At 57.5% G+C, this 19,945-nt stretch carries 17 protein-coding genes; 11 read left to right on the forward strand and 6 right to left on the reverse strand.

What is annotated here, in order from left to right; translation table 11 throughout:
• Window positions 1-66 precede the first annotated feature (66 nt).
• Window positions 67-843, forward strand: a complete 777-nt coding sequence (locus CKW31_RS04465; protein ID WP_095093206.1) for an N-acetylmuramoyl-L-alanine amidase — start codon at window positions 67-69, stop codon at window positions 841-843.
• Window positions 844-932: 89 nt separating this feature from the next.
• A complete protein-coding gene (locus CKW31_RS04470) occupies window positions 933-2,552 on the forward strand; it encodes an EAL domain-containing protein (protein WP_095093207.1) in 1,620 nt (539 codons plus the stop codon).
• 138 nt (window positions 2,553-2,690) lie between these two features.
• On the opposite strand, the gene CKW31_RS04475 is transcribed toward CKW31_RS04470, so the two are convergent.
• Both CKW31_RS04475 and algB read right to left on the reverse strand, forming a co-directional pair.
• Window positions 2,691-4,478, reverse strand: a complete 1,788-nt coding sequence (locus tag CKW31_RS04475) for a KinB sensor domain-containing domain (RefSeq protein ID WP_095093208.1) — start codon at window positions 4,476-4,478, stop codon at window positions 2,691-2,693.
• A gap of 10 nt (window positions 4,479-4,488) precedes the next feature.
• On the reverse strand, window positions 4,489-5,835 hold the full coding sequence (gene algB, locus CKW31_RS04480; RefSeq protein ID WP_027899435.1) for a sigma-54-dependent response regulator transcription factor AlgB: 1,347 nt from the start codon (window positions 5,833-5,835) through the stop codon (window positions 4,489-4,491).
• A gap of 389 nt (window positions 5,836-6,224) precedes the next feature.
• Here algB and CKW31_RS04485 point away from each other — a divergent pair, with 389 nt between their 5' ends.
• From CKW31_RS04485 to gltP, 5 genes are all read left to right on the forward strand, one after another.
• Entirely contained in the window at window positions 6,225-7,073 is an 849-nt protein-coding gene (locus CKW31_RS04485; RefSeq protein ID WP_095093209.1) for a BON domain-containing protein, read from the forward strand.
• A gap of 225 nt (window positions 7,074-7,298) precedes the next feature.
• Window positions 7,299-7,580, forward strand: a complete 282-nt coding sequence (locus CKW31_RS04490) for a hypothetical protein (RefSeq protein ID WP_095093210.1) — start codon at window positions 7,299-7,301, stop codon at window positions 7,578-7,580.
• Window positions 7,581-7,630: 50 nt separating this feature from the next.
• A complete protein-coding gene (locus CKW31_RS04495; RefSeq protein WP_002555679.1) occupies window positions 7,631-7,795 on the forward strand; it encodes a DUF1328 domain-containing protein in 165 nt (54 codons plus the stop codon).
• Window positions 7,796-7,797: 2 nt separating this feature from the next.
• Window positions 7,798-8,265, forward strand: coding sequence for an inhibitor of vertebrate lysozyme family protein (locus tag CKW31_RS04500; RefSeq protein ID WP_095093211.1), 468 nt, complete (start codon window positions 7,798-7,800; stop codon window positions 8,263-8,265).
• Window positions 8,266-8,916: 651 nt separating this feature from the next.
• Window positions 8,917-10,257, forward strand: a complete 1,341-nt coding sequence (gltP, locus tag CKW31_RS04505) for a glutamate/aspartate:proton symporter GltP (protein WP_095093212.1) — start codon at window positions 8,917-8,919, stop codon at window positions 10,255-10,257.
• A 405-nt stretch (window positions 10,258-10,662) separates the two neighbouring features.
• Here gltP and CKW31_RS04510 read toward each other — a convergent pair whose 3' ends face one another.
• From CKW31_RS04510 to argH, 4 genes are all read right to left on the reverse strand, one after another.
• Window positions 10,663-13,512, reverse strand: coding sequence for a class I adenylate cyclase (locus tag CKW31_RS04510; RefSeq protein WP_095093213.1), 2,850 nt, complete (start codon window positions 13,510-13,512; stop codon window positions 10,663-10,665).
• A 193-nt stretch (window positions 13,513-13,705) separates the two neighbouring features.
• The gene (locus CKW31_RS04515) at window positions 13,706-13,954 is read right to left on the reverse strand and encodes a TIGR02647 family protein (protein ID WP_087271499.1); all 249 of its coding nucleotides are present in this window, start codon (window positions 13,952-13,954) and stop codon (window positions 13,706-13,708) included.
• A gap of 235 nt (window positions 13,955-14,189) precedes the next feature.
• On the reverse strand, window positions 14,190-14,465 hold the full coding sequence (locus CKW31_RS04520) for a hypothetical protein (RefSeq protein ID WP_027899428.1): 276 nt from the start codon (window positions 14,463-14,465) through the stop codon (window positions 14,190-14,192).
• 130 nt (window positions 14,466-14,595) lie between these two features.
• Window positions 14,596-15,990, reverse strand: a complete 1,395-nt coding sequence (gene argH / locus CKW31_RS04525; protein WP_095093214.1) for an argininosuccinate lyase — start codon at window positions 15,988-15,990, stop codon at window positions 14,596-14,598.
• Window positions 15,991-16,122: 132 nt separating this feature from the next.
• On the opposite strand from argH, the gene CKW31_RS04530 reads away from it, so the two are divergent.
• The 4 genes from CKW31_RS04530 (at window position 16,123) to CKW31_RS04545 (ending at window position 19,897) form a co-directional block, all read left to right on the forward strand.
• Complete coding sequence (locus CKW31_RS04530; RefSeq protein WP_095093215.1) at window positions 16,123-17,205, forward strand: sensor histidine kinase; 1,083 nt, start codon at window positions 16,123-16,125, stop codon at window positions 17,203-17,205.
• Complete coding sequence (locus CKW31_RS04535) at window positions 17,202-17,948, forward strand: LytTR family DNA-binding domain-containing protein (protein ID WP_095093216.1); 747 nt, start codon at window positions 17,202-17,204, stop codon at window positions 17,946-17,948. Before CKW31_RS04530 ends, CKW31_RS04535 begins: the two co-directional genes overlap by 4 nt.
• A 234-nt stretch (window positions 17,949-18,182) precedes the next feature.
• Window positions 18,183-19,124 (forward strand): hydroxymethylbilane synthase, encoded by a 942-nt coding sequence (gene hemC, locus CKW31_RS04540; protein WP_095093217.1) that lies wholly within the window; start codon window positions 18,183-18,185, stop codon window positions 19,122-19,124.
• On the forward strand, window positions 19,121-19,897 hold the full coding sequence (locus tag CKW31_RS04545; RefSeq protein ID WP_095093218.1) for a uroporphyrinogen-III synthase: 777 nt from the start codon (window positions 19,121-19,123) through the stop codon (window positions 19,895-19,897). Before hemC ends, CKW31_RS04545 begins: the two co-directional genes overlap by 4 nt.
• The last annotated feature ends 48 nt before the right edge of the window (window positions 19,898-19,945 follow it).

Genomic DNA, 19,945 nt, shown 5'->3' on the forward strand with positions numbered 1-19,945 from the left:
AGTACTGAGTGATTCCACAACAGTGCGTTATGCTGCTCACTTTCTTGCCTCTTTGTTCAGGTTTTCATGAAGCTGTTTTTATCTGCCCTGCTGCTAATCACGTTGACGGCCTGTACCAGCGGACCGCGACTCGACACCAGTCATCCGTCGGTGAACTACGATAACCGCGTTCAGTTTGTCGTGGTGCATTACACCTCGGCGACGCTTGAGCGTTCTCTTGAGTTGCTCACCCACGGCGAAGTCAGCGCGCACTACCTGATTGGCGATACGCCGCCGACTATCTACAAACTCGTCGATGAAAGCGCCCGGGCCTGGCACGCCGGTGAAAGTGAGTGGGAGGGGCGTACCTGGCTCAACTCTGCATCGATCGGTATCGAAATCGTCAATCCCGGCTACCGCGACACACCGACGGGCAGGCTTTGGTATCCGTATACCGAGGGGCAGATTCAGGCGCTGATCGTGCTGCTCAAGGATATCGTCAAGCGTAACCATATCGACCCGCGTCACATCATTGGCCATAGCGACATCGCACCGGCACGCAAGCTGGATCCGGGGCCGCTGTTTCCCTGGAAGCGATTGGCGGAGGCCGGGCTGGGTGTCTGGCCGGACGAGCGTCTGGTGGCAGAACAACAGGCACTTATGCTCGATAGCGTGCCGGATATTGCCTGGTTTCAGCAGCAGCTCGCTCGCGTGGGCTACGCCACGCCGCAGACGGGTGAACTGGATGTCGCCACGCGGGATGTGCTGGCCGCCTTCCAGATGCATTATCGACCCGCACGTTTCGACGGGCAGCCTGATGTGCAAAGCGCGGCGATCCTGAAAGTGCTGAATCGCCAGCGCTGATTGCGCCAATTCGTTGCCGCCGCCCCGATCCAGCGGGCTATTTCCGCGTTTGTTGCTATACCTAGAGGTATTCCTCCGGGTATCAACTGATGCGCGATGCGGCAACACCCTTTCGCAAGACCTTCTATCGTCCTTGGCTGATGGCTTTGCTCGCCGCCTTGATGAGTGCTGCCGTGTTGTTGGCGGGCAGCTTTGCATTGGCTTTGCATCAGGCGCGACAGAACGAAAGTGAACAGATGAACGCGCAGGGCGGGCGTTTTCTGGTGCGGCTGGAGCAGCTGTTTGGCCAACTGCGCACCGGTCTTGATCAACTGGAGGCCCAGCCTCTGCGCCGCTGTAATCCGGAGATGGTCGACCGATTACGGCAGATCACCTCCAGCTATCGATTCATCTATGAGGCCGCGTTTGTTGGCGATGCCAGGGTGTGTTCCAGCGGGGCGCGGGACAGTCAGCTCGGCCTGCCCCGCAAGCCGGATATTCGCGGGCCCACCTATGATTACTGGCTCAATACCTCGGCCCAGCCTGACGACAATCTTGCAGCGTTGGTGCTGGGCCGGGGCGGTTTCAGGGTTTCCACTTCGCGGGGGCATTTGACCGATGTGGTGGATTTGCCCAGCGGTGGCAGTTTGCTTGTGGTGCTGAATCACGGCGTCAAAGCCGTCACCGTGCTGGGACCTGATCAATCCTGGCCGCCGGGCGTGCGCTGGTCATCAAGCAGCACTGAAAAGCTCATCATCACCGACACACAGTTGATCTACCGCATGCCGACCGAGAGCCCCGAGTACCAACTGGTGATGATTGCGCCTCGCGCCGGTCTCCAGCAAAAGGTGGCGGGAGCCTGGTGGTTGCTGGTCCCGACGAGCCTGCTGATTGCCTTGTGTATAAGTGCGCTGGTGCTGCAGTTGGTTCGTCAGCGCCAGTCGTTAGGGGGGGAGTTGCAGGGTGCTTTGCGGCGCGGCGAGTTGAAAGTGCTTTTCCAGCCGATTTTTGATCTGCATTCGCGTGTGTGTGTCGGGGCTGAGGCACTGGTTCGCTGGCGCAGGCCGGATGGCACGTTGACCAGTCCTGACCTGTTTATTCCGTTGGCAGAAAACACGGGGCAGATTCGGCAGATTACGGATTTCGTGCTGCAGCAGTTGCTTGAGCAACTGGGCCCGCTGCTGCGAGCCAACCCGCAGCTTTATATCTCGGTGAACCTCGCAGCGTGCGATGTGATGGCTCCGCGAATTGGCCGGGTTACGGCCAAATTGCTGGCACTGCACAAAGTCTCGGCTCGGCAGATTGCTTTTGAAGTGACCGAACGGGGATTGATCGACGTGGTAATTGCCCGCAATCACTTGCAGGCGCTGCGCGACAAAGGCCATCCGGTGTTGATAGATGACTTTGGTACGGGATATTGCAGCCTGGCTTACCTGCAGACGCTGCCCGTGGATTGCCTGAAAATCGACAAGGCATTCATCGATGCCCTGGGACATGATGCCGCCAGCAGCGGGGTGGCCCCTCACATTATTCGCATGGCTCATGCCCTGCAATTGCGGGTGATTGCCGAAGGTATCGAATTCGAATCCCAGGCCCGGCTACTCATGAGTGAAGGTGTGAAGTACGGACAGGGCTGGTTATTTGCCAGGCCATTGAGCGCGCGTAAATTCAGCGAACTGGTCACCGGCGGCCGCCGTAGTCAGGGGCGGCGGGCTGAGGATGTGGCTTGAGGCTCCACGGGATTGCGCGGTCTATGACGTGGGACCGGCTTTAGCCGGGAAGAGGCCGGTACATTCGCTGAGTCTTCATTGTCAGGAATGCCGCGTTCCCGGCTAAAGCCGGTCCCACGTCACAGCCCCCGTTCGTTCCTACAACGGCAACGCCATATAAAACTGGGTGCCCTGCCCCGGTCTGGAATAGACGCCCATCCGCCCGCCGTGCAGTTGCACGATCTCTTTGCACAGCGCCAGGCCCAGCCCTGCGCCGCCTTTCTTGCGGCCGACCTGGACGAAAGGTTCGAATATTCGGCCCTGCTGTCCGTAGGCGATGCCTTCGCCGTTATCTTCCACACTAATGATCACGCGTTCGCCATGACGTCGTGCCTGGAGGCGAATCAGACCATTTTCCGGTGTGTGGCGCAGGGCGTTGTCCATCAGGTTATCCAATACCCGTTCAAGCTGGGCACGATCGGCATGTAGTCGAGGCAATGGCTCCTGGGTTTCGATCGACAGGACAATGTTCTGCTCATGGGCCTTTTCTTCGAAGCGTTGCCGCGCCTCTTCCAGCATGTCTTCAATCGACACAGGTGCCAGCGTGAGCTTCTGCAAACCGTTCTGATAGCGGGAGAAATTCAGCAAGTCATTGATCAACTGCATCAAGCGCTGCATTTCTTCGTTGACTGTATCGAGCAGGTCCGACTCGCGGGAGTCTGGCGGGAATTTAGACCGCTCGCGGAACAGACCGAACGCCATGTGCATGCCGGTGACCGGCGTGCGCAGCTCATGGGAGGCGCGCAGGACAAACTCGCTACGCACACGCTCGAATGCGCGCTGTTCGGTGACGTCGTGCAGCACCATCACCGCCCCGAGGATGTGACCTTTGGTGTGGCTGACGGGGGTCAGGCTATAGGTCAGCAGTCGCGACTCTCCATCGACCTCAATGGAGAGATCTTCCGGCGCACGCTCAAGTGTTCCGCCGCGCAGAGTCAGGTACAACTGCTCGTCCAGCTCAGGACGTTCCAATGCCGCGCCGAGCCCCTGGCCAAGCTTGGGCTCGTCCCAGCCCAGTTGCCGTTGAGCAACTGGATTGAGGTGTTCCAGACGACCCTGACGGTCGATCATCAACAAACCGTCGTCAATGCTGTCCAGCACAGCCTGCAAGCGCTGCTGACCGGCCAGCAGTTCATCGACGTTGGTGACTTGGTGCTGACGTAACGCTTCGGCCATGATCCCGAAACGTCGCGTCAGCAAATTCATTTCAGCGCCCGACGCAATCGGCAGGGTCACTTCGAAGTTGCCCTTGCCGATACTGTCCGCCGCTTTAGCCAGAGCTTCGATGGGGGCACCGAAACGACGAGCGATGCCGTGAGCCGTAATGAAACCGATGCACAGCACTGCGATGCCTACCAGCCCAAGCAGACCTGCAACCCATAACGCTCGTTCGCGGGAGTGGATTTCCACCTTGCTGATGTTGTCCAGCGACTGGCGGTGGGCGATCAGCAGGTTGTTGCGCAGGTTGTTGAATGCTTCAGTCAGTTTCGTGTTGTCGCGCATCGAACGTGTGGACTGGCGGGACTCTTCGAAAGCGTCGATAAATTTCTGGTAATCCACCCTGGCTTCCTGAAAGCCATTGTCGACATTGTTGAGTTCATCGTTCTCGACACCCTGCTCCAGTAAAACCCGGAATTGATCCTGCAGTTTGCCAAGACGCTCAGGATTGGGCGTTTCATTGAGCATCATGACCAGTTGGTCGCCGAGGTTTTGCCGAAGCTTCAGGCCGGTATCCAGCGTCACGAAATTCTGCTGGATCAACGACTCCTGTGAGCTCGCCATCTGCATCACGCTAACCAGACCAAGCACCAACCCCAGCAACGCTACCGTTATCAATGCCGAAATGCTGAAGAAAAGTCTGGTGCGTAACTTCATCGCCAGTTTCATGCCGGGTTAGTCATAGGTTGTACTGCTTGCGTTTTCGATACAGCGTTGAAGCATCGATTCCCAATGTCTTGGCAGCCTGATCCAGTGTGTCACTGGTGGCGAGGACCGCGCCAATGTGGGCTTTTTCCAGTTCATCCAGGCTCAGCGCGGCACCGACCCGGGGCGCGTTGCTGGTGGGCTGCTCGGCCATCCCCAAGTGGGCCACTTCAACCCGCTCTTGCGGGCAGATGATACTGGCGCGTTCGATGACGTTGCGCAGCTCACGAATGTTGCCTGGCCAGCGGTAATTCAGCAGCGCGGCTTTGGCTTCATCACTGAAACCCCGTGCCGGGCGGGCGTAGTCCTTGACGAAGCGCGCCAGGAAACGGTCTGCCAGCGTCAGGATGTCTTCAGTACGCTCGCGCAGCGCGGGCAAATGCAGCGTGATCACGTTGAGACGGTACAGCAGGTCTTCACGGAAGCGACCATTGCGTACCATGTCTTCCAGGTTCAGGTTTGTAGCCGCAAGAATACGGACATCGGCACGGCGAGTGACGGGATCACCGACTCGCTCGTATTCCTTGTCCTGAATAAAGCGAAGCAACTTTGGCTGCAACGTGAGCGGAAAATCGCCGATCTCGTCGAGAAAAAGCGTACCGCCGTCGGCCTGGTTGACACGCCCCAATGTGCTTTCGCTTGCGCCGGTAAACGCGCCGCGGCTGTGACCAAACAGTTCACTTTCCATCAGCTCGGCAGTCAGCGACGGACAGTTGATGGTTACGCAGGATTTCTTGTTGCGCTTGCTCCAGCCATGAATGGCACGGGCCAGTTCGCCTTTACCGGTGCCTGACTCACCCAGAATGAGAATGTTGGCGTCGGTGGTTGCTACCTGGCGGGCTGTTTCCAGAATCGCCATCATCGAAGGGCTGTGGGAATCCAGACCGTCCTTGGGCTTGCGAATTTCGCCTTCAAGCACTTCCAGTCGCGCCGACAACTGACGTACTTCCAGCTGTTTGGCGGTGGCCAGACGCAGTTGATCCGGGCTGCATGGCTTGACCAGATAGTCCGCAGCACCGGCCTGAATAGCGTCGACTGCCGTATCGACCGCCGAGTGGGCAGTAACGATCACCACCCGCATCCAGGGGGCTTGAACGCGCATTTGCGCCAGTACATCGAGGCCGTTGTCTTCGCCTAACCGCAAGTCCAGAAAGCACAGGTCGAAGACCTGGCGCTGCAGCAACGTTTCCGCTTGGGATGCGCTGTTGGCGGTGGCGACACTGTAGCCCTCATCTTCCAGGCAATAACGGAACGTGCGAAGGATCGCGGATTCGTCATCCACAAGCAGAATACGGCCCTGATTCTCAGTGGCTGCTTCCATTTTTCCTACGCTCCTTAATGAATTGTCTTGCGTTAGTGTCGGAATAATCGGGCAAGTTGCATGGTTGATTCTGATTGATTATGCGAGGTGCATGCTAGCCTTGTAATTCATTCAGGCATAACTATCTGATTTTAATGAAAAATAATCCTGATAAGTGCCTGAGGCACAGTTCGTTGGTTTCGGTGGCTTTTCACGTTGAATGAAGCCAGTTCTACCGATCTCGGTGCGCTGAGTGACGGTGACGCGTGATTCTCAACGCGTCCATCTCGACCCCGGTTCTGCACTTCCTTGGCGTTTGCTGATCAGACACATGCAAGCCTCTGAATTGAGATGCATCTCCGGAGGACTGGCTCGAAACCCTTACACAGCTATGAAGATGGAGAACTGCCATGCACCCGCTGAAAAAGCTCGCTCTGGCCACAGCCACAATCACCGTGCTGGGCTTGAACCCTTTGATGGCCAGTGCTGCTCAGGGCGATTTGCCCAGCCAGCTCGCCGAAGCGCGTCAGGAAGGTTCGATCTGGACCGCATTCGCCCTCAACAAACACTTGAGCCCGTTCAAGATCGACGTCAGCGTCGAGCGGGGAACGGCTGTCCTGAAGGGCAAAGTTGAAAACCAGGTTGATCGTGAGCTGGCCGAACGCATTGCGCTGGACACCAAGGGCATCGATAAGGTCGACAACCAATTGGAGATCGACCCCAATGTTGCCGCCGAGCCTGGCACCAAGGCCAATATGGCGCAGCGATTCGAAGACGCCACGCTGACTGCGACTGTGAAGTCAAAACTGCTGTGGAGCAGCGTCACTGAAGCACTCAACATTGATGTGGACGCCAAAGACGGCGTCGTGACGCTCAAAGGTCGTGCGCAAAGCCCGGAAGCCAAGGAAGTGGCCGGTAATCTGGCGACCAACACTGATGGCGTGGTTACCGTGAATAACCTGATCAGCATCAGTGCTGCCGATTCCATTGCCTCGCGGGTTGATCCGCAAGCCACCAGCCCGGCTGAAGACATCAGTGATGTGTGGATTACCAGCAAGGTCAAATCAAGCCTGATCTACAGCCGTAATCTGGATGGCCTGAACATCAAGGTCGACACCAAAAGCGGTTTGGTCAGCCTTAACGGCATCGTTGCGAACTATGCGGAAAAAGAGCTCGCTGTCGAGATCGCGCGAAATATTCGCGGCGTGAAGGGCGTGAACGCGGATGCCCTGAAAGTGATGACCCGTACGACCGGCTGATCAATTGGGCTGGTACGTTCGTGCATCCTGCACGACCCGTCAGGGCTGATCGTGCAGGATGCTACCAGCTGAAATTGTTTAGCGTTTTCAACTAATTGATTTATAAGGATATTTTGTTGAATTGAAAGCTGGCATGCAGGCTGCAATATCTTGTTTATAGAAGCCGTGAAGTTACCGGCAACAAGATCAAGTTTGACAGCCCAACGTGGTGTCAGGAGCAACCAGATGAACCGCCAGCGTCTTACTCAATTGCGTATTTCGCCCTTGCACCTTCAGCAAGGCTTGTTCGCCACCTTGGCGCTGATGGTCACTCTGATTGCAATTCAGCAGTTTCAGCATTGGGAAAATTCCCGTGAAGCTGCACAGATCAAGCAGCCGTTCACTTACAGCCAGACTTACAGCAACGTCAGTGCATCCATGGCTCGCGATACCGCGCTGAGCCTCACCCCGGTTGACCGCAAGGCACCTGTAAGTGAAGTACAGCACCAGCAAACCTGGGTTTTTTGACCCGCAGCAGTAAACGCAGCATCCATTAAAAGCAGATAAGGAGAGTCATCATGTTGAGTTGGGCAATCACGTTTCTGATCATCGCCATTGTTGCCGCCGTTCTTGGTTTCGGTGGTATCGCCGGCACCGCAACTGGTATCGCGAAGATCCTGTTCGTCGTGTTCCTGGTCATGTTCGTTGTTTCGTTCTTCTTTGGCCGTCGCGGCCGAGGTTAAACATGCGCACGTCTCTGCACTCAATCGCAGCCGCCCTGTTAATGGGCGGTAGCGTAATGGCGATGGCTGCCAATGACGGCCAGTCTCGGGTCAATCAGTTGTTGGGATCTGACCCCGAGTACCGGTCTACCTGGAGCTCAGTGATCAAGAAGGAAGAGCGTTTGCCCGATTGGGTGATCAATCTCTCCGGTGCCAGCGAGCAGCAGATGACCGCTGTGACCGAAGACAAGAAGCCTTACCTGGTTGGTCCTTTGTGCGAAACCGCTGAAACCTGCAAGAGCCAGCGTCTACTCGTGGCGTTCAGCCTCGACAAAGACGAAGCCTATGCATTGTTGGTAGATGTGCCAGCTGGCCTGCCTTCGGACAAGTCGCCGACGCGTCACGCAACCTACCGTTATCTGGGTGAACCGGACGAGGGTATGCAAGGCATGCTCCAGGAGCAGCTTCGCAAGGATCCGAACTGGTACTGATTCACGGTATTCAAGAACAGAGAGCATCCATGTTCGGGGTGCTCTTTAGCTGCGCGGTTCGAAAAGAATCGCGTATGACCAAGGGGCCGGGACGCTTTGATCGTTTGGATCGGAGTGACCTAGGAGTACAGGGAGTACTCCCGATGAGGGCCGGGTCAGGAAGAACCGCGACGCAAGTCCATGATAGTGATCTCGAATCTTCGGGAAACCATCGGCTGTCTTGCGTTGCGCTTTATCGTTTCACCTCGCATGACATCTCCGCACATCCGACAATTCTTGTAGGAATTGTCAGCTTCCCATCCCCGCGATATTCCTGCTGATTTCTTCTTCGTAACTTTTTGAATGGGCTGTATAGGGCGAATTAGCCACCTTTGAGCCGATTCGCGGTACGTCTTGGTCGCTTTTAGGCATGTTTCCTGTCGCTCGCATTATGCCGATTCGGTATGGGGTAGTCGTTTACGGCATTAGACGTTGCGCGTATGCGTGGGAATAGTTGCGCCTTTTTTCGTCAGCTACAGAGCCGGATGCTCGCTTGCTGCATCTACTCGGCACTGCTCTAACCGGTAACCGATGTTTCGCCGCTGCTTTGGATCAGCAACGTCGTGCATGTGTGCTTAGAGAAGTGCGAGCCACTTGAAAAAAGGTAACGACATGAAGAAGGCAAAGCTGAGCCTGGCGTGGCAGATCCTTATCGGTTTGACGCTCGGGATTGCGCTGGGCGCGCTACTCAACCATTTCAGTGCAGAGAAGGCCTGGTGGATCAGTAACATCCTTCAACCGGCGGGCGATATCTTCATTCGCCTGATCAAAATGATCGTCGTACCGATTGTGGTTGCCTCGCTGGTCGTGGGGATCGCCGGTGTAGGCGATGCGAAGAAACTGGGGCGTATTGGGCTCAAGACCATCCTTTACTTCGAAGTCGTCACGACCATCGCTATTCTGGTTGGACTGGTGCTTGCCAACGTTTTCCATCCCGGTACCGGTATCGACATGAGTACGCTGGGAACGGTGGATATTTCCAAATACACCGCGACCACGGCTGAAGTGCAGCATGACCATGCCTTCATTGCCACTATCCTTAACCTGATTCCGTCCAACATCTTCGCCGCCGTTGCGCGGGGCGACATGTTGCCGATCATCTTTTTCTCGGTGATGTTCGGTCTGGGGCTGGCCAGCCTGGATGCCGAAGTGCGTGAGCCGGTGCTGAAGGTATTCCAGGGCATCTCGGAAACCATGTTCAAGGTCACTCACATGATCATGAACTACGCCCCGATTGGCGTGTTCGCTCTGATTGCGGTGACCGTAGCCAACTTTGGTTTTGCTTCGTTGCTGCCTCTGGCCAAGCTGGTGATTCTGGTTTATGCGGCTATCGCGTTCTTTGCCTTTGTGGTGCTGGGGCTGATCGCCCGCCTGTTCGGCTTCTCGGTGCTCAAACTGATGCGCATCTTCAAGGATGAGCTGATCCTGGCCTACTCCACTGCCAGCTCCGAAACCGCACTGCCTCGTGTGATCAGCAAGATGGAAGCCTACGGCGCACCGAAGGCGATCTGCAGCTTCGTAGTACCGACCGGTTACTCGTTCAACCTCGACGGTTCGACCCTTTATCAAAGCATTGCGGCTATGTTCATTGCCCAGCTGTACGGCATTGACCTGTCCATCGGCCAACAGTTGATGCTGGTCCTGACGCTGATGGTGACCTCCAAAGGTATCGCAGGCGTGCCGGGCGTTTCTTTTGTGGTGCTGCTGGCGACGCTGGGCAGCGTGGGGATTCCGCTGGAAGGTCTGGCGTTCATTGCCGGTGTCGACCGGATCATGGACATGGCGCGTACCGCATTGAACGTGATCGGCAACGCACTGGCGGTGCTGGTCATCTCGCGTTGGGAAGGCATGTACGACGATGCCAAGGGCGAGCGCTACTGGAACTCCCTGCCGCACTGGCGCAGCAAGGAAGCGGTTCCGGGGGCTGAGCCGGTGTCGTCGAACAACGCATAAAGGCTCCCCACAGGTTGGTAGCGATCTCAAGCTCACGCAGGACCGGTAGGACCGAATTCATTCGGGAAGGCGGTATTTCAGGCGATACATGCTGCGGATCTGTCGGCCTCTTCGCGAACGAATTCGCTTGGTGGGAGCCGGACTTGCCCGCGATAAGAACAACGCGGTCAAACAGACATACTGCGTCGCCTGAATCGCGGGCAAGCCTCGCACTTAAGCCGCGCTATTCCGTAGGACCGGCTTTAGCCGGGAGGGCGTCGGGACATTCACCACATGTTCTTCGTCAGGAATACCGCTCTCCCGGCTAAAGCCAGTCCTACGGGATTGCAGGCCAACATAGGGTCATCCCACAGGTTTCGTATCCCGCTAACAAACCCCGGCATGCCGGGGTTTGTTGTTTCTGGCTCAGGCCTGCGCCATGGCGTCGTTGAGTGACTTCTCTAACTGCGCCTTGTAGCGCAGGTACAGAATCGTCTGGCCGCGAGCGTCGTCCAGTAAGCCGGACAGGTCCAGATCGGTGATGTAGCAGCGATAGCGTTCGGGCTCGGTGCGTCGCTCCAGGATCTGTCTGGCCACGACACTGAACAGCTGATCACCATGCTCCAGCTCGGAGAACTCGTTGTTATCGCAATAAAGCGTAACGCTGACCTGACCTGGCGATGCTTCTTCGACGATCGCCTGCACGTCGTAGAACGACTTGCTTGTAGCGGTTGGCGCACTGCGTGGTTCGATACGTCGGGCTCGCCCTGCCCCGGATGGCATGATCTGGTAATACAGCGTTTCAAGGAAAGTGGACGCGGCAGTGTCGCCCACAGGCAGCATCGCGCTGCGGCGGTAAACCAGCGCCTGGAAGAAACGCTGCAGTGGCTGCAACAGGCTCAACTCATCGTGATAAGCCAGACGCTGATGCCAGAGCGCATTGTGCTCATCAAGGGCGTAGAGATCGGCCTCGTTTTCGTTGACCCTGTAAAACACCTGAACACATTCGGGCTGGCCGTGGGGCAGGATCAGCGCCAGATCGTGATCGCTGAGCGCGTGCGGGTCGAGATGCAGCGGGCTGTAACACGGCAGCTCTTCGCCCAGATACTCGAACAGTCCCGAAAGGCTGTTGATCACCACATGAGTGACGGGCTGGGTCGGCACCATTTCCAGTACGTGATACTGCTGTTGCACCTGGATCAGGTAGCGATGGTTCAGGCGTGCGGCATGCAGCAGTTGCGCCGTGGCCACCAGCTCCTCAACCCGTTGGGCGATGGCGGGAGCGCGGTTGTGGCAGAAGCAACGCACGCGAACTACAGGTTGCGCCGCGCCCTCAGGCAAAGTGCTGAGTAGCTCGCTCAGGCAGTCGAGCAGTGCATGAACGCCGTCATAGCGGCTGACGAGGATTTCGTTCCAGCTGTTCAGCGTGATCTGATCCAGAGTCAGTACGAGGTTTTCCCTGACCCCGGCATAACTCAGCGAGTCAGTTCGCTCAGTGGTCATCAGGATGTTCAGGTCTCGATGGTGACTCAGCGGATCAACCCCAACGTTGACCAGCAAAAGAATCTCGCTGGGTACCGCAGGGCTTAGCAGGCGCTCTTCGCTGACCGCCTGGAGCGGAACAGGGATCTGCTGTTGCAGCGCCCCGAGCAGATTGAACAGCTCAAATTCACTCAGGTCGCTGCTACCTGGGTGCAGTGCCAGCCGCGTAGTGCTGTCGATTATGTTGTTGCGGTGGCACCAGGTCAGCAGGTCAAGCAATTCGCGGCTGCGCTTGATCGGCGAGAAGTCGATCCATTCATGAGCGCCCAGACTGCCGTTATACAGTGCCCATTGAGTTTTCCCCGGCTCGCGCTTGTTGGGTGACTGCACCAGCGTCAGCGTGTCTTCCGCCAGGTCGGGAGCGATGCCCGGATTGATGAATTCGACCTTACCTGCCTTGCGCTCGAACGCGGCGTACAACCTGCGGCCGAGTACGTTCAGGTCACGGGCGTTGGCCGAGCTGGCCACGTTTTGCTGACGGGCAAGCTGGGTCAGAAAGCGATAGCTGTAATTGAGCTCGTTAACCAGTGCGCGGCGCTCATGGGCGACCTGACGCACCTTCCACTTGCTGCGGCTGTCGAGCAGGAGTAACTGACGCTCGTCCCAGCCCCACTCCCGCGTCAGGCGTTCAAGTAACTGCCGCTGCCAGCTGGTGTTACGCAGCCGCGACGTGCCGGTCAGCTTTTTATTCACTTTCAAATACAGACTGCGGCGTACCAGCTCCAAGCGTTCCAGCTCGCCGCGCTGGATCAGATACTCTTCGATGCGCCGATACACGACCATGTACGGATCCAGCTCATCCAGATCCACCCGATTGGCGAACACCGCTTTCTTGAAGCGCAGGCTCAGGCAGCGGACCTTGGGGTGTTCGCTGGCATACACCTCGGTCAACAGCAGTTTGAGCACCGATTTATAAGGGGACTCGATGCCCTTGAATAATTGCCACAGGCCCGCGCCGAGAAACTCTCCAGGCGGAATAAGCGCCATATGACCCAGGTCGAGCACTTCGTCATGGCGTATAAAGCGTTTCGACAGCAATGTGTGGGTGTAGTCGGCGTAGCGTTGTTCTTCATAGCTCGGCACCAGCCACCACATCGGCGTGCGACCCGCCAGCCAGATGGCGGTGCGGTAGAACTCATCCAGCAACAGGTAGTGCTGCGTGCTACCGCAGTTGTCCGAGCTGAGCTGTGTATCGCGCTCACCTGCAATGAAGCGCTGCGGGTCGATCAGGAAAAAGTGCGCCTCGGCACCCTGGCTGTCGGCCCATGCTTCCAGCGCCTGACATTTCTTGTGCAGCTCGGCAATTTCCTCGGCGGTCAATTCTGAGTCATGACAAACCCAGACATCCATGTCGCTTTGGTCGGCCTGGGCAAAGGTGCCCAGGCTGCCCATCAGAAACAGACCGTGAATGGGATTGCGCGCATGGCCACGCCGGGTTTTGTACGAAAACGATCGGGTCAGGCGCTGGGCTTCAGCCAGTGCCAGGCTACTGGGTTCGTATTGGGAAACGCCCGCAGGCGTGCTGCCGGAAACATAACCGGGCAACAGCGGATGGTTGACGTGAAAAAACAGCGGCAGCAAATTCAATACGGTTTGCTGGCGAGTCGACAGCCCCTCAAGGGCACGCGCAAGCCGCCCGCTGTTCAGGGTCAGGAAACGGTTACGGAGCTGGGAAAGCACCTTGCGGTCGATGCCTTCATCCAGGTCAGGACGAATTTCGGAATTACGCGTCATTGCAACTCAAACCGGATGCCGGGCTCGAAAGGGGCGGCGTGGAAGTAGTGAGTCAGACGGCGGGCAGGACGACGTGAGAGCCTGAAGCTTTCAGTCCGTTTATTGTTCTGGCGCCAACTTTTTACTATCGGCGCAGATTTTCATAAATGAAGGGTCCGCTAAACCTTTTTTGGAATGCGGACCCTCGCGGGGATCAAGCGGCTTGTTTGGCAACGTTCAGGATTGTCAGCAGCGACTGGGCATGTTCGGCAGCCTCCAGTCCAAGACTGGTCAGGTATCCGCCATCAACCTGAGTGGTCAGGCCTTTTTCGAAGAGTCTTTGTGCAGCCGCAACAGCCGTCGGGGCGGCCACGTGATGGACTTTGAGTCCTTCAAGGGTATTGCCCAGATTGAAGAGTGCGAGGATTTCCAGTTCGGCAACCAGCTCAGGGGTATACGACATAGATGCTCCAGACTTTTTCTAGTAATACGCCTCACTGACTGGCGGAATCCTGAAATCAACGTGTCTGTGCTGCGCTCGTCGGTTCTGGATGACCGTTAAAGCCGGCTCGGCGTGGAAGCCCCGTCGTTCTAGTGGCAGCGAGGCAGTTGCAGTGTAGACCTGGTCTGGAGATTTTGCCGAGCCCGATTTTCTGAGGTTAGCCACCGGCCGTCAGTTGGCCGGTGTGCGCGTCAGCTCAAGCCTCTGGCGGTAGCTCAGGCAAGGCACGCAAGGCTGTCTCGTACCATTCGGTGTTGAACGGGCGGTCTTCTTCCAGCAGTGCGTCAATCTCGATAGCCAGAACATGGGCCATCAACTGCAGGATTTCTTCACGCTCATAGCCCACCAGCGTCAGCTTGTTGAACGTCGCCTTGGCGGCAGGAGGGTTGTCGCTTTCGATCTGGTTTTCGATTGCCTGAACCAGAGTCGATTCAGCGAATTCTTCTTCATCGTTGTCGAGGGTGTCGGTCATGGGGTGTTTCCTTTGGGCGGCGATATTCGCCTGTTGGAGCGAGGCTTGCCCGCGAATAACGGCAACGCGGTTTACCTGTTGAACCGAGGTGACCCATTCGCGGGCAAGCCTCGCTCCAACAGATTTGGGATTAACGCGCAGCGAGTAACGCCTGGCCGCGAACCACTGCTGCCTTGACCTGTGCCGGAGCGGTGCCGCCGATGTGGTCACGGGCGTTGACCGAGCCTTCAAGCGTCAACACGGCAAACACGTCCTGCTCGATCTGATCGCTGAACTTGCGCAACTCTTCCAGGCTCATTTCAGCCAGGTCTTTGCCGCTTTCGACGCCATACTTCACAGCATGGCCAACGATTTCGTGGCAATCACGGAACGGCAGGCCACGACGCACCAGATAGTCCGCAAGGTCAGTCGCCGTGGAGAAACCGCGCAGCGCCGCTTCGCGCATGATGGCGTGCTTTGGTTTGATTGCCGGGATCATGTCGGCAAAGGCACGCAACGAATCGCGCAGGGTGTCAGCGGCGTCGAACAGCGGCTCCTTGTCTTCCTGATTGTCCTTGTTATAGGCCAGTGGCTGGCCCTTCATCAAGGTCAGCAGGCCCATCAGTGCGCCGAATACGCGGCCGCTTTTGCCGCGGACCAGTTCGGGTACGTCGGGGTTTTTCTTCTGCGGCATGATCGAGCTGCCAGTGCAGAAACGATCCGGCAGATCGATGAACTGGAACTGGGCGCTGGTCCACAGCACCAGCTCTTCCGAGAAGCGCGACAAATGCATCATCGCGATGCTGGCGGCCGAGCAGAACTCAATGGCGAAGTCACGATCCGAAACGCTGTCCAGCGAGTTGCCGCCTACGACGTCAAAGCCCAGCAGTTTGCAGGTCAGTTCGCGGTCGATCGGATAAGTCGTGCCGGCCAGTGCTGCGCTGCCTAGTGGCATGCGGTTCAGGCGCTTGCGGCAGTCGACCAGACGCTCGTAATCGCGACTGAGCATTTCGAACCACGCCAGCATATGGTGACCGAAGGTTACCGGTTGCGCGGTCTGCAAGTGCGTGAAGCCCGGCATGATGGTGTCGGCCTCACGCTCTGCCTGACCCAGCAGGCCTTGTTGCAGACGAGTGATTTCCGACAGGATCAGGTCGATCTCGTCACGCAGCCACAGGCGGATATCGGTTGCCACCTGGTCGTTACGGCTACGGCCGGTGTGCAGTTTTTTACCGGTGATGCCGATGCGGTCGGTCAGACGCGCTTCGATATTCATGTGCACGTCTTCCAGATCGACGCGCCATTCGAAGCTGCCCGCTTCGATCTCGGCCTGGATGGTCTTCAGGCCGTCGATGATGGTGTCGCGCTCGGCATCGGTAAGAACGCCGACTTTGGCCAGCATCGTTGCGTGGGCGATGGAGCCCATGATGTCGTGGCGATAGAGGCGTTGGTCGAAGGTGACGGAGGCCGTGAAGCGCGCGACGAAAGCGTCGACGGGTTCACTGAAGCGGCCGCCCCAGGACTGGTTGGTCTTGTCGGTGCTCATGGATTCGCTCGTGATCTGCTGAAGAATGACATGCCCGCGTCTGCTCGCCGGGCACTCGCGATCATAACAGGTTGGGATTTTTTTATTTGTGGGCAGCTTGCCGCACGGGCCAGCACAGTCGAGACTGGGCTCATGCGAAATAGCTTATTGAAACAACCCTCGCCCAAAGGGCCAGGCAAAGAATTTTTCCTCCCTGAGCTATGCCTTCCGCAGGCGCTCTTGGTACTGGTCCTGCTCGCCGAATTATTGGTCCTGGTGTTGGTTCTGGTCGAGCCCATGCGTCTGGGTTTCGACTGGGTGCGGCTGGCGCTGATGTCGTTGTTCGTACAGTGGATTGTGCTGCTGTCGGCGGCCTTGTTGTGCGGGCTTCGACCTTGGCTGGCGCGTTTGCCTGCTGGCCGTGCGGGGGTATTCGGTTGCTTGCTGGTTGTGGCGATTACCCTGCTCTGCACCGCAGTCACCGACGTCTGCCAACTGACCGGCAGAGTAACGTTTGGTGTGATGGTCGAACGCTACGTGCGTTATGGCCTCATCGCGCTGATCATGTCGGCCCTGATGCTGCGCTACTTTTATTTGCAGAGTCAGTGGCGCAAGCAGCAGCAAGGCGAATTGCGTGCGCGCATCGAATCGCTGCAGGCACGTATCCGGCCGCATTTTCTGTTTAACACCCTTAATAGCATCGCGAGCCTCGTGGCGACCAATCCGGCCAAGGCCGAGCAGGCGGTGCTGGATCTTTCCGACCTTTTTCGGGCCAGTCTGGCCAAGCCTGGAAGCCTCGTCACCTGGCGCGATGAGCTTGAGTTGGCAAAACGATATTTATCGATTGAGCAATATCGTCTTGGCGAGCGTCTACAGTTGGACTGGGTGATCAGTGGAATTCCAGACGATCTTCCAATTCCCCAGCTAACCTTGCAGCCACTACTCGAAAACGCTTTGCTTTATGGGATTGCACCTCGCGTCGATGGAGGTGTCGTAAAGGTAGAAGCAGATTATGAAAAGGGGGAGTTCATATTGTGTGTAAGCAATCCCTATGACGAAGTTGCCAGTCGGCAGACTTCCAACGGCACTCAGCAAGCACTGGTAAATATCGGTGCGCGCCTCACGGCACTTTTTGGTCCGCACGCCAGTCTGAGCGTGGAGCGCCGTGACGGTCGTCACTACACCTGTCTACGCTATCCTTGTGCGAGACTCACGCAGGAAGCCAGAGCTATATGAATGTCCTGATCGTTGATGACGAACCCCTGGCCCGCGAACGGCTTAGCCGGATGGTCAGTGAAATTGAGGGCTATCGGGTTCTGGAACCCGGTGCGTCCAATGGCGAAGAAGCCTTGGCGCTGATTGAAAGCCACAAGCCGGATATCGTTTTGCTGGATATCCGCATGCCAGGTATTGATGGCCTGCAAGTCGCTGCCAGATTGTGCGAGCGGGAAACTCCGCCTGCTGTCGTCTTTTGTACTGCGCACGACGAATTTGCCCTTGAAGCTTTCCAGGTCAGCGCGGTTGGCTACCTGGTCAAACCTGTGCGGCCTGAGCATTTGATCGATGCCCTGAGAAAGGCCGAGCGCCCAAACCGTGTGCAGTTGGCGGCGATGACGCGCCCTGCGGCAGAAAGCGGCAACGGACCACGCAGCCACATCAGTGCGCGGACCCGTAAAGGCATCGAGTTGATCCCGCTGGATCATGTGATCTATTTCATCGCGGATCACAAGTACGTCACCTTGCGACATGAAGGGGGCGAAGTCCTTCTGGATGAGCCTTTGAAAGCACTCGAAGATGAGTTTGGCGACCGTTTTGTGCGTATTCACCGCAACGCACTGGTTGCCCGCGAACGTATCGAGCGCCTGCAGCGCACGCCTCTGGGGCATTTCCAGTTGTTCCTCAAAGGTCTGAATGGCGATGCGTTGATCGTCAGCCGTCGGCATGTGGCGGGTGTGCGCAAGATGATGCAGCAGCTTTGAGGCTGTTTGAAATACGATCTATATGTGGGTGCGGTGCTTGCCCGCGATAAGGTGGATGCGATCTAAAGTGAACCGCATCCAGCCTGATCGCGGGCAAGCACCGCTCCCACAATGTGTTCCAAGTTGAGAATTCACTGACCGGGATGATGCGTTGCACAGGTGCGACCACACACCGCTGAGCCGTTTTTCCTGAACTGTTATCATCCGTCGCAACTACCCTGTACGGATTGATCCATGTCCTCTCGCGAAATCCGCATTGCCACCCGCAAAAGTGCGTTGGCCCTCTGGCAAGCCGAATACGTCAAAGCCCGTCTGGAGCAGGCTCATCCGGGGCTGATCGTGACCCTGGTGCCAATGGTCAGCCGTGGCGACAAGTTGCTCGACTCGCCGCTGTCGAAAATCGGCGGCAAAGGGCTTTTCGTCAAGGAACTGGAAACCGCTCTGCTGGAAGATCGTGCGGACATCGCGGTGCATTCCATGAAAGATGTACCAATGGATTTCCCGCAAGGTCTTGGGCTGTTTTGTATCTGTGAGCGCGAAGACCCCCGCGACGCCTTCGTCTCCAACCACTTTGCCAGCCTTGAGGCTTTGCCTGCGGGCAGCATTGTCGGTACTTCCAGCTTGCGTCGTCAGGCCCAATTACTGGCGCGTCGTCCTGACCTGAAAATTCACTTTCTGCGCGGCAACGTCAACACCCGTCTGGCCAAGCTCGATGCGGGTGAATACGACGCGATCATCCTGGCCGCGGCGGGTTTGATTCGCCTCGGGTTCGAAGACCGGATCACCGCCAGCATCAGTGTCGACGACAGCCTGCCAGCCGGTGGCCAGGGTGCAGTGGGTATCGAATGCCGCAGCGTCGATGCTGAAATTCACGCCTTGCTCGCGCCGTTGCATCACGACGCCACGGCGATCCGGGTGGTCGCCGAGCGATCGCTGAACAAGCACCTAAATGGCGGCTGCCAAGTGCCCATCGCGTGCTACGCCGTACTTGAAGGTGATCAGATCTGGTTACGCGGTCTGGTGGGCGATCCGTCCGGTGCAGTGTTGTTGCGTGCCGAAGCGCGTGCGCCACAGGCTGATGCTCAAGCGCTAGGTGTTCAAGTTGCCGACGCATTGCTGGAACAAGGCGCAGAAGCCATCCTCAAGGCCGTCTACGGCGTGGCGGAACGAGAATGAGTGGCTGGCGGCTGCTGCTGACCCGTCCGGCAGATGAGTCTGCCGCGCTGGCGCAGACTCTGGCGGATGCCGGGGTGTTCAGCAGCAGCCTGCCATTGCTCGACATCGAGCCGCTGCCACCCAGCCCCGAGCAGCACTCGCTGGTTCAGGATCTGGACCTCTACAGCGCAGTGATTGTGGTCAGCAAACCCGCTGCGCGACTGGGCTTGAAGCTGGTTGCGCAACTCTGGCCGCAGACCCCTCTCCTGCCCTGGTTCAGCGTCGGTGCAGGCACTGCGCAAATTCTTCAGGACTATGGTCTGGATGTCAGCTGGCCCGAGAGCGGCGATGACAGTGAAGCGTTGCTGGATCTGCCCCGGCTGCAACAATCCATCGCCATACCCGGCTCGCGCGTGTTAATCATGCGCGGTGAAGGTGGTCGGGAGTTACTCGCCGAGCGGTTGCGCGGCCTTGGCGCCAGTGTTGATTATCTGCAACTCTACACGCGTAACCTGCCCTATTATCCATCGTCGACGCTGGCCGAGCGTGTCCAGGCGGAACGCTTGAACGCGGTAGTGGTCAGCAGTGGGCAGGGTTTTGAACACTTGCGTCAGTTGGCGGGCGATGCCTGGCCTGAACTGTCGCGTTTAACTATATTCGTGCCGAGCCCACGTGTTGCCGACATGGCGCGCGAAGCCGGAGCCCGAACAGTTCTGAATTGCCGCGGCGCCAGCGCTGCGGCTTTGCTGGCAGCGTTACGGGAACACCCTGTGCCTGCCCTTCAGGCGTATTGATCGACGTGCTCTCTTTTACCGATTACGCCCAAATGCAAAGGATGGATA

The organism is Pseudomonas sp. Irchel 3A5 (assembly GCF_900187575.1).
Lineage (GTDB): Bacteria > Pseudomonadota > Gammaproteobacteria > Pseudomonadales > Pseudomonadaceae > Aquipseudomonas > Aquipseudomonas folii.

What these genes read in the sequence shown, in the direction of transcription:
- CKW31_RS04475 (WP_095093208.1), bottom strand. Translation starts at nt 4,478, where the DNA reads ATGAAACTGGCGATGAAGTTACGCACCAGACTTTTCTTCAGCATTTCG.
- CKW31_RS04535 (WP_095093216.1), top strand. Translation starts at nt 17,202, where the DNA reads ATGAATGTCCTGATCGTTGATGACGAACCCCTGGCCCGCGAACGGCTT.
- CKW31_RS04520 (WP_027899428.1), bottom strand. Translation starts at nt 14,465, where the DNA reads ATGACCGACACCCTCGACAACGATGAAGAAGAATTCGCTGAATCGACT.
- CKW31_RS04515 (WP_087271499.1), bottom strand. Translation starts at nt 13,954, where the DNA reads ATGTCGTATACCCCTGAGCTGGTTGCCGAACTGGAAATCCTCGCACTC.
- CKW31_RS04470 (WP_095093207.1), top strand. Translation starts at nt 933, where the DNA reads ATGCGCGATGCGGCAACACCCTTTCGCAAGACCTTCTATCGTCCTTGG.
- CKW31_RS04495 (WP_002555679.1), top strand. Translation starts at nt 7,631, where the DNA reads ATGTTGAGTTGGGCAATCACGTTTCTGATCATCGCCATTGTTGCCGCC.
- CKW31_RS04510 (WP_095093213.1), bottom strand. Translation starts at nt 13,512, where the DNA reads ATGACGCGTAATTCCGAAATTCGTCCTGACCTGGATGAAGGCATCGAC.
- CKW31_RS04490 (WP_095093210.1), top strand. Translation starts at nt 7,299, where the DNA reads ATGAACCGCCAGCGTCTTACTCAATTGCGTATTTCGCCCTTGCACCTT.
- CKW31_RS04500 (WP_095093211.1), top strand. Translation starts at nt 7,798, where the DNA reads ATGCGCACGTCTCTGCACTCAATCGCAGCCGCCCTGTTAATGGGCGGT.
- CKW31_RS04545 (WP_095093218.1), top strand. Translation starts at nt 19,121, where the DNA reads ATGAGTGGCTGGCGGCTGCTGCTGACCCGTCCGGCAGATGAGTCTGCC.
- argH (WP_095093214.1), bottom strand. Translation starts at nt 15,990, where the DNA reads ATGAGCACCGACAAGACCAACCAGTCCTGGGGCGGCCGCTTCAGTGAA.
- gltP (WP_095093212.1), top strand. Translation starts at nt 8,917, where the DNA reads ATGAAGAAGGCAAAGCTGAGCCTGGCGTGGCAGATCCTTATCGGTTTG.
- algB (WP_027899435.1), bottom strand. Translation starts at nt 5,835, where the DNA reads ATGGAAGCAGCCACTGAGAATCAGGGCCGTATTCTGCTTGTGGATGAC.
- CKW31_RS04485 (WP_095093209.1), top strand. Translation starts at nt 6,225, where the DNA reads ATGCACCCGCTGAAAAAGCTCGCTCTGGCCACAGCCACAATCACCGTG.
- CKW31_RS04530 (WP_095093215.1), top strand. Translation starts at nt 16,123, where the DNA reads ATGCGAAATAGCTTATTGAAACAACCCTCGCCCAAAGGGCCAGGCAAA.
- hemC (WP_095093217.1), top strand. Translation starts at nt 18,183, where the DNA reads ATGTCCTCTCGCGAAATCCGCATTGCCACCCGCAAAAGTGCGTTGGCC.
- CKW31_RS04465 (WP_095093206.1), top strand. Translation starts at nt 67, where the DNA reads ATGAAGCTGTTTTTATCTGCCCTGCTGCTAATCACGTTGACGGCCTGT.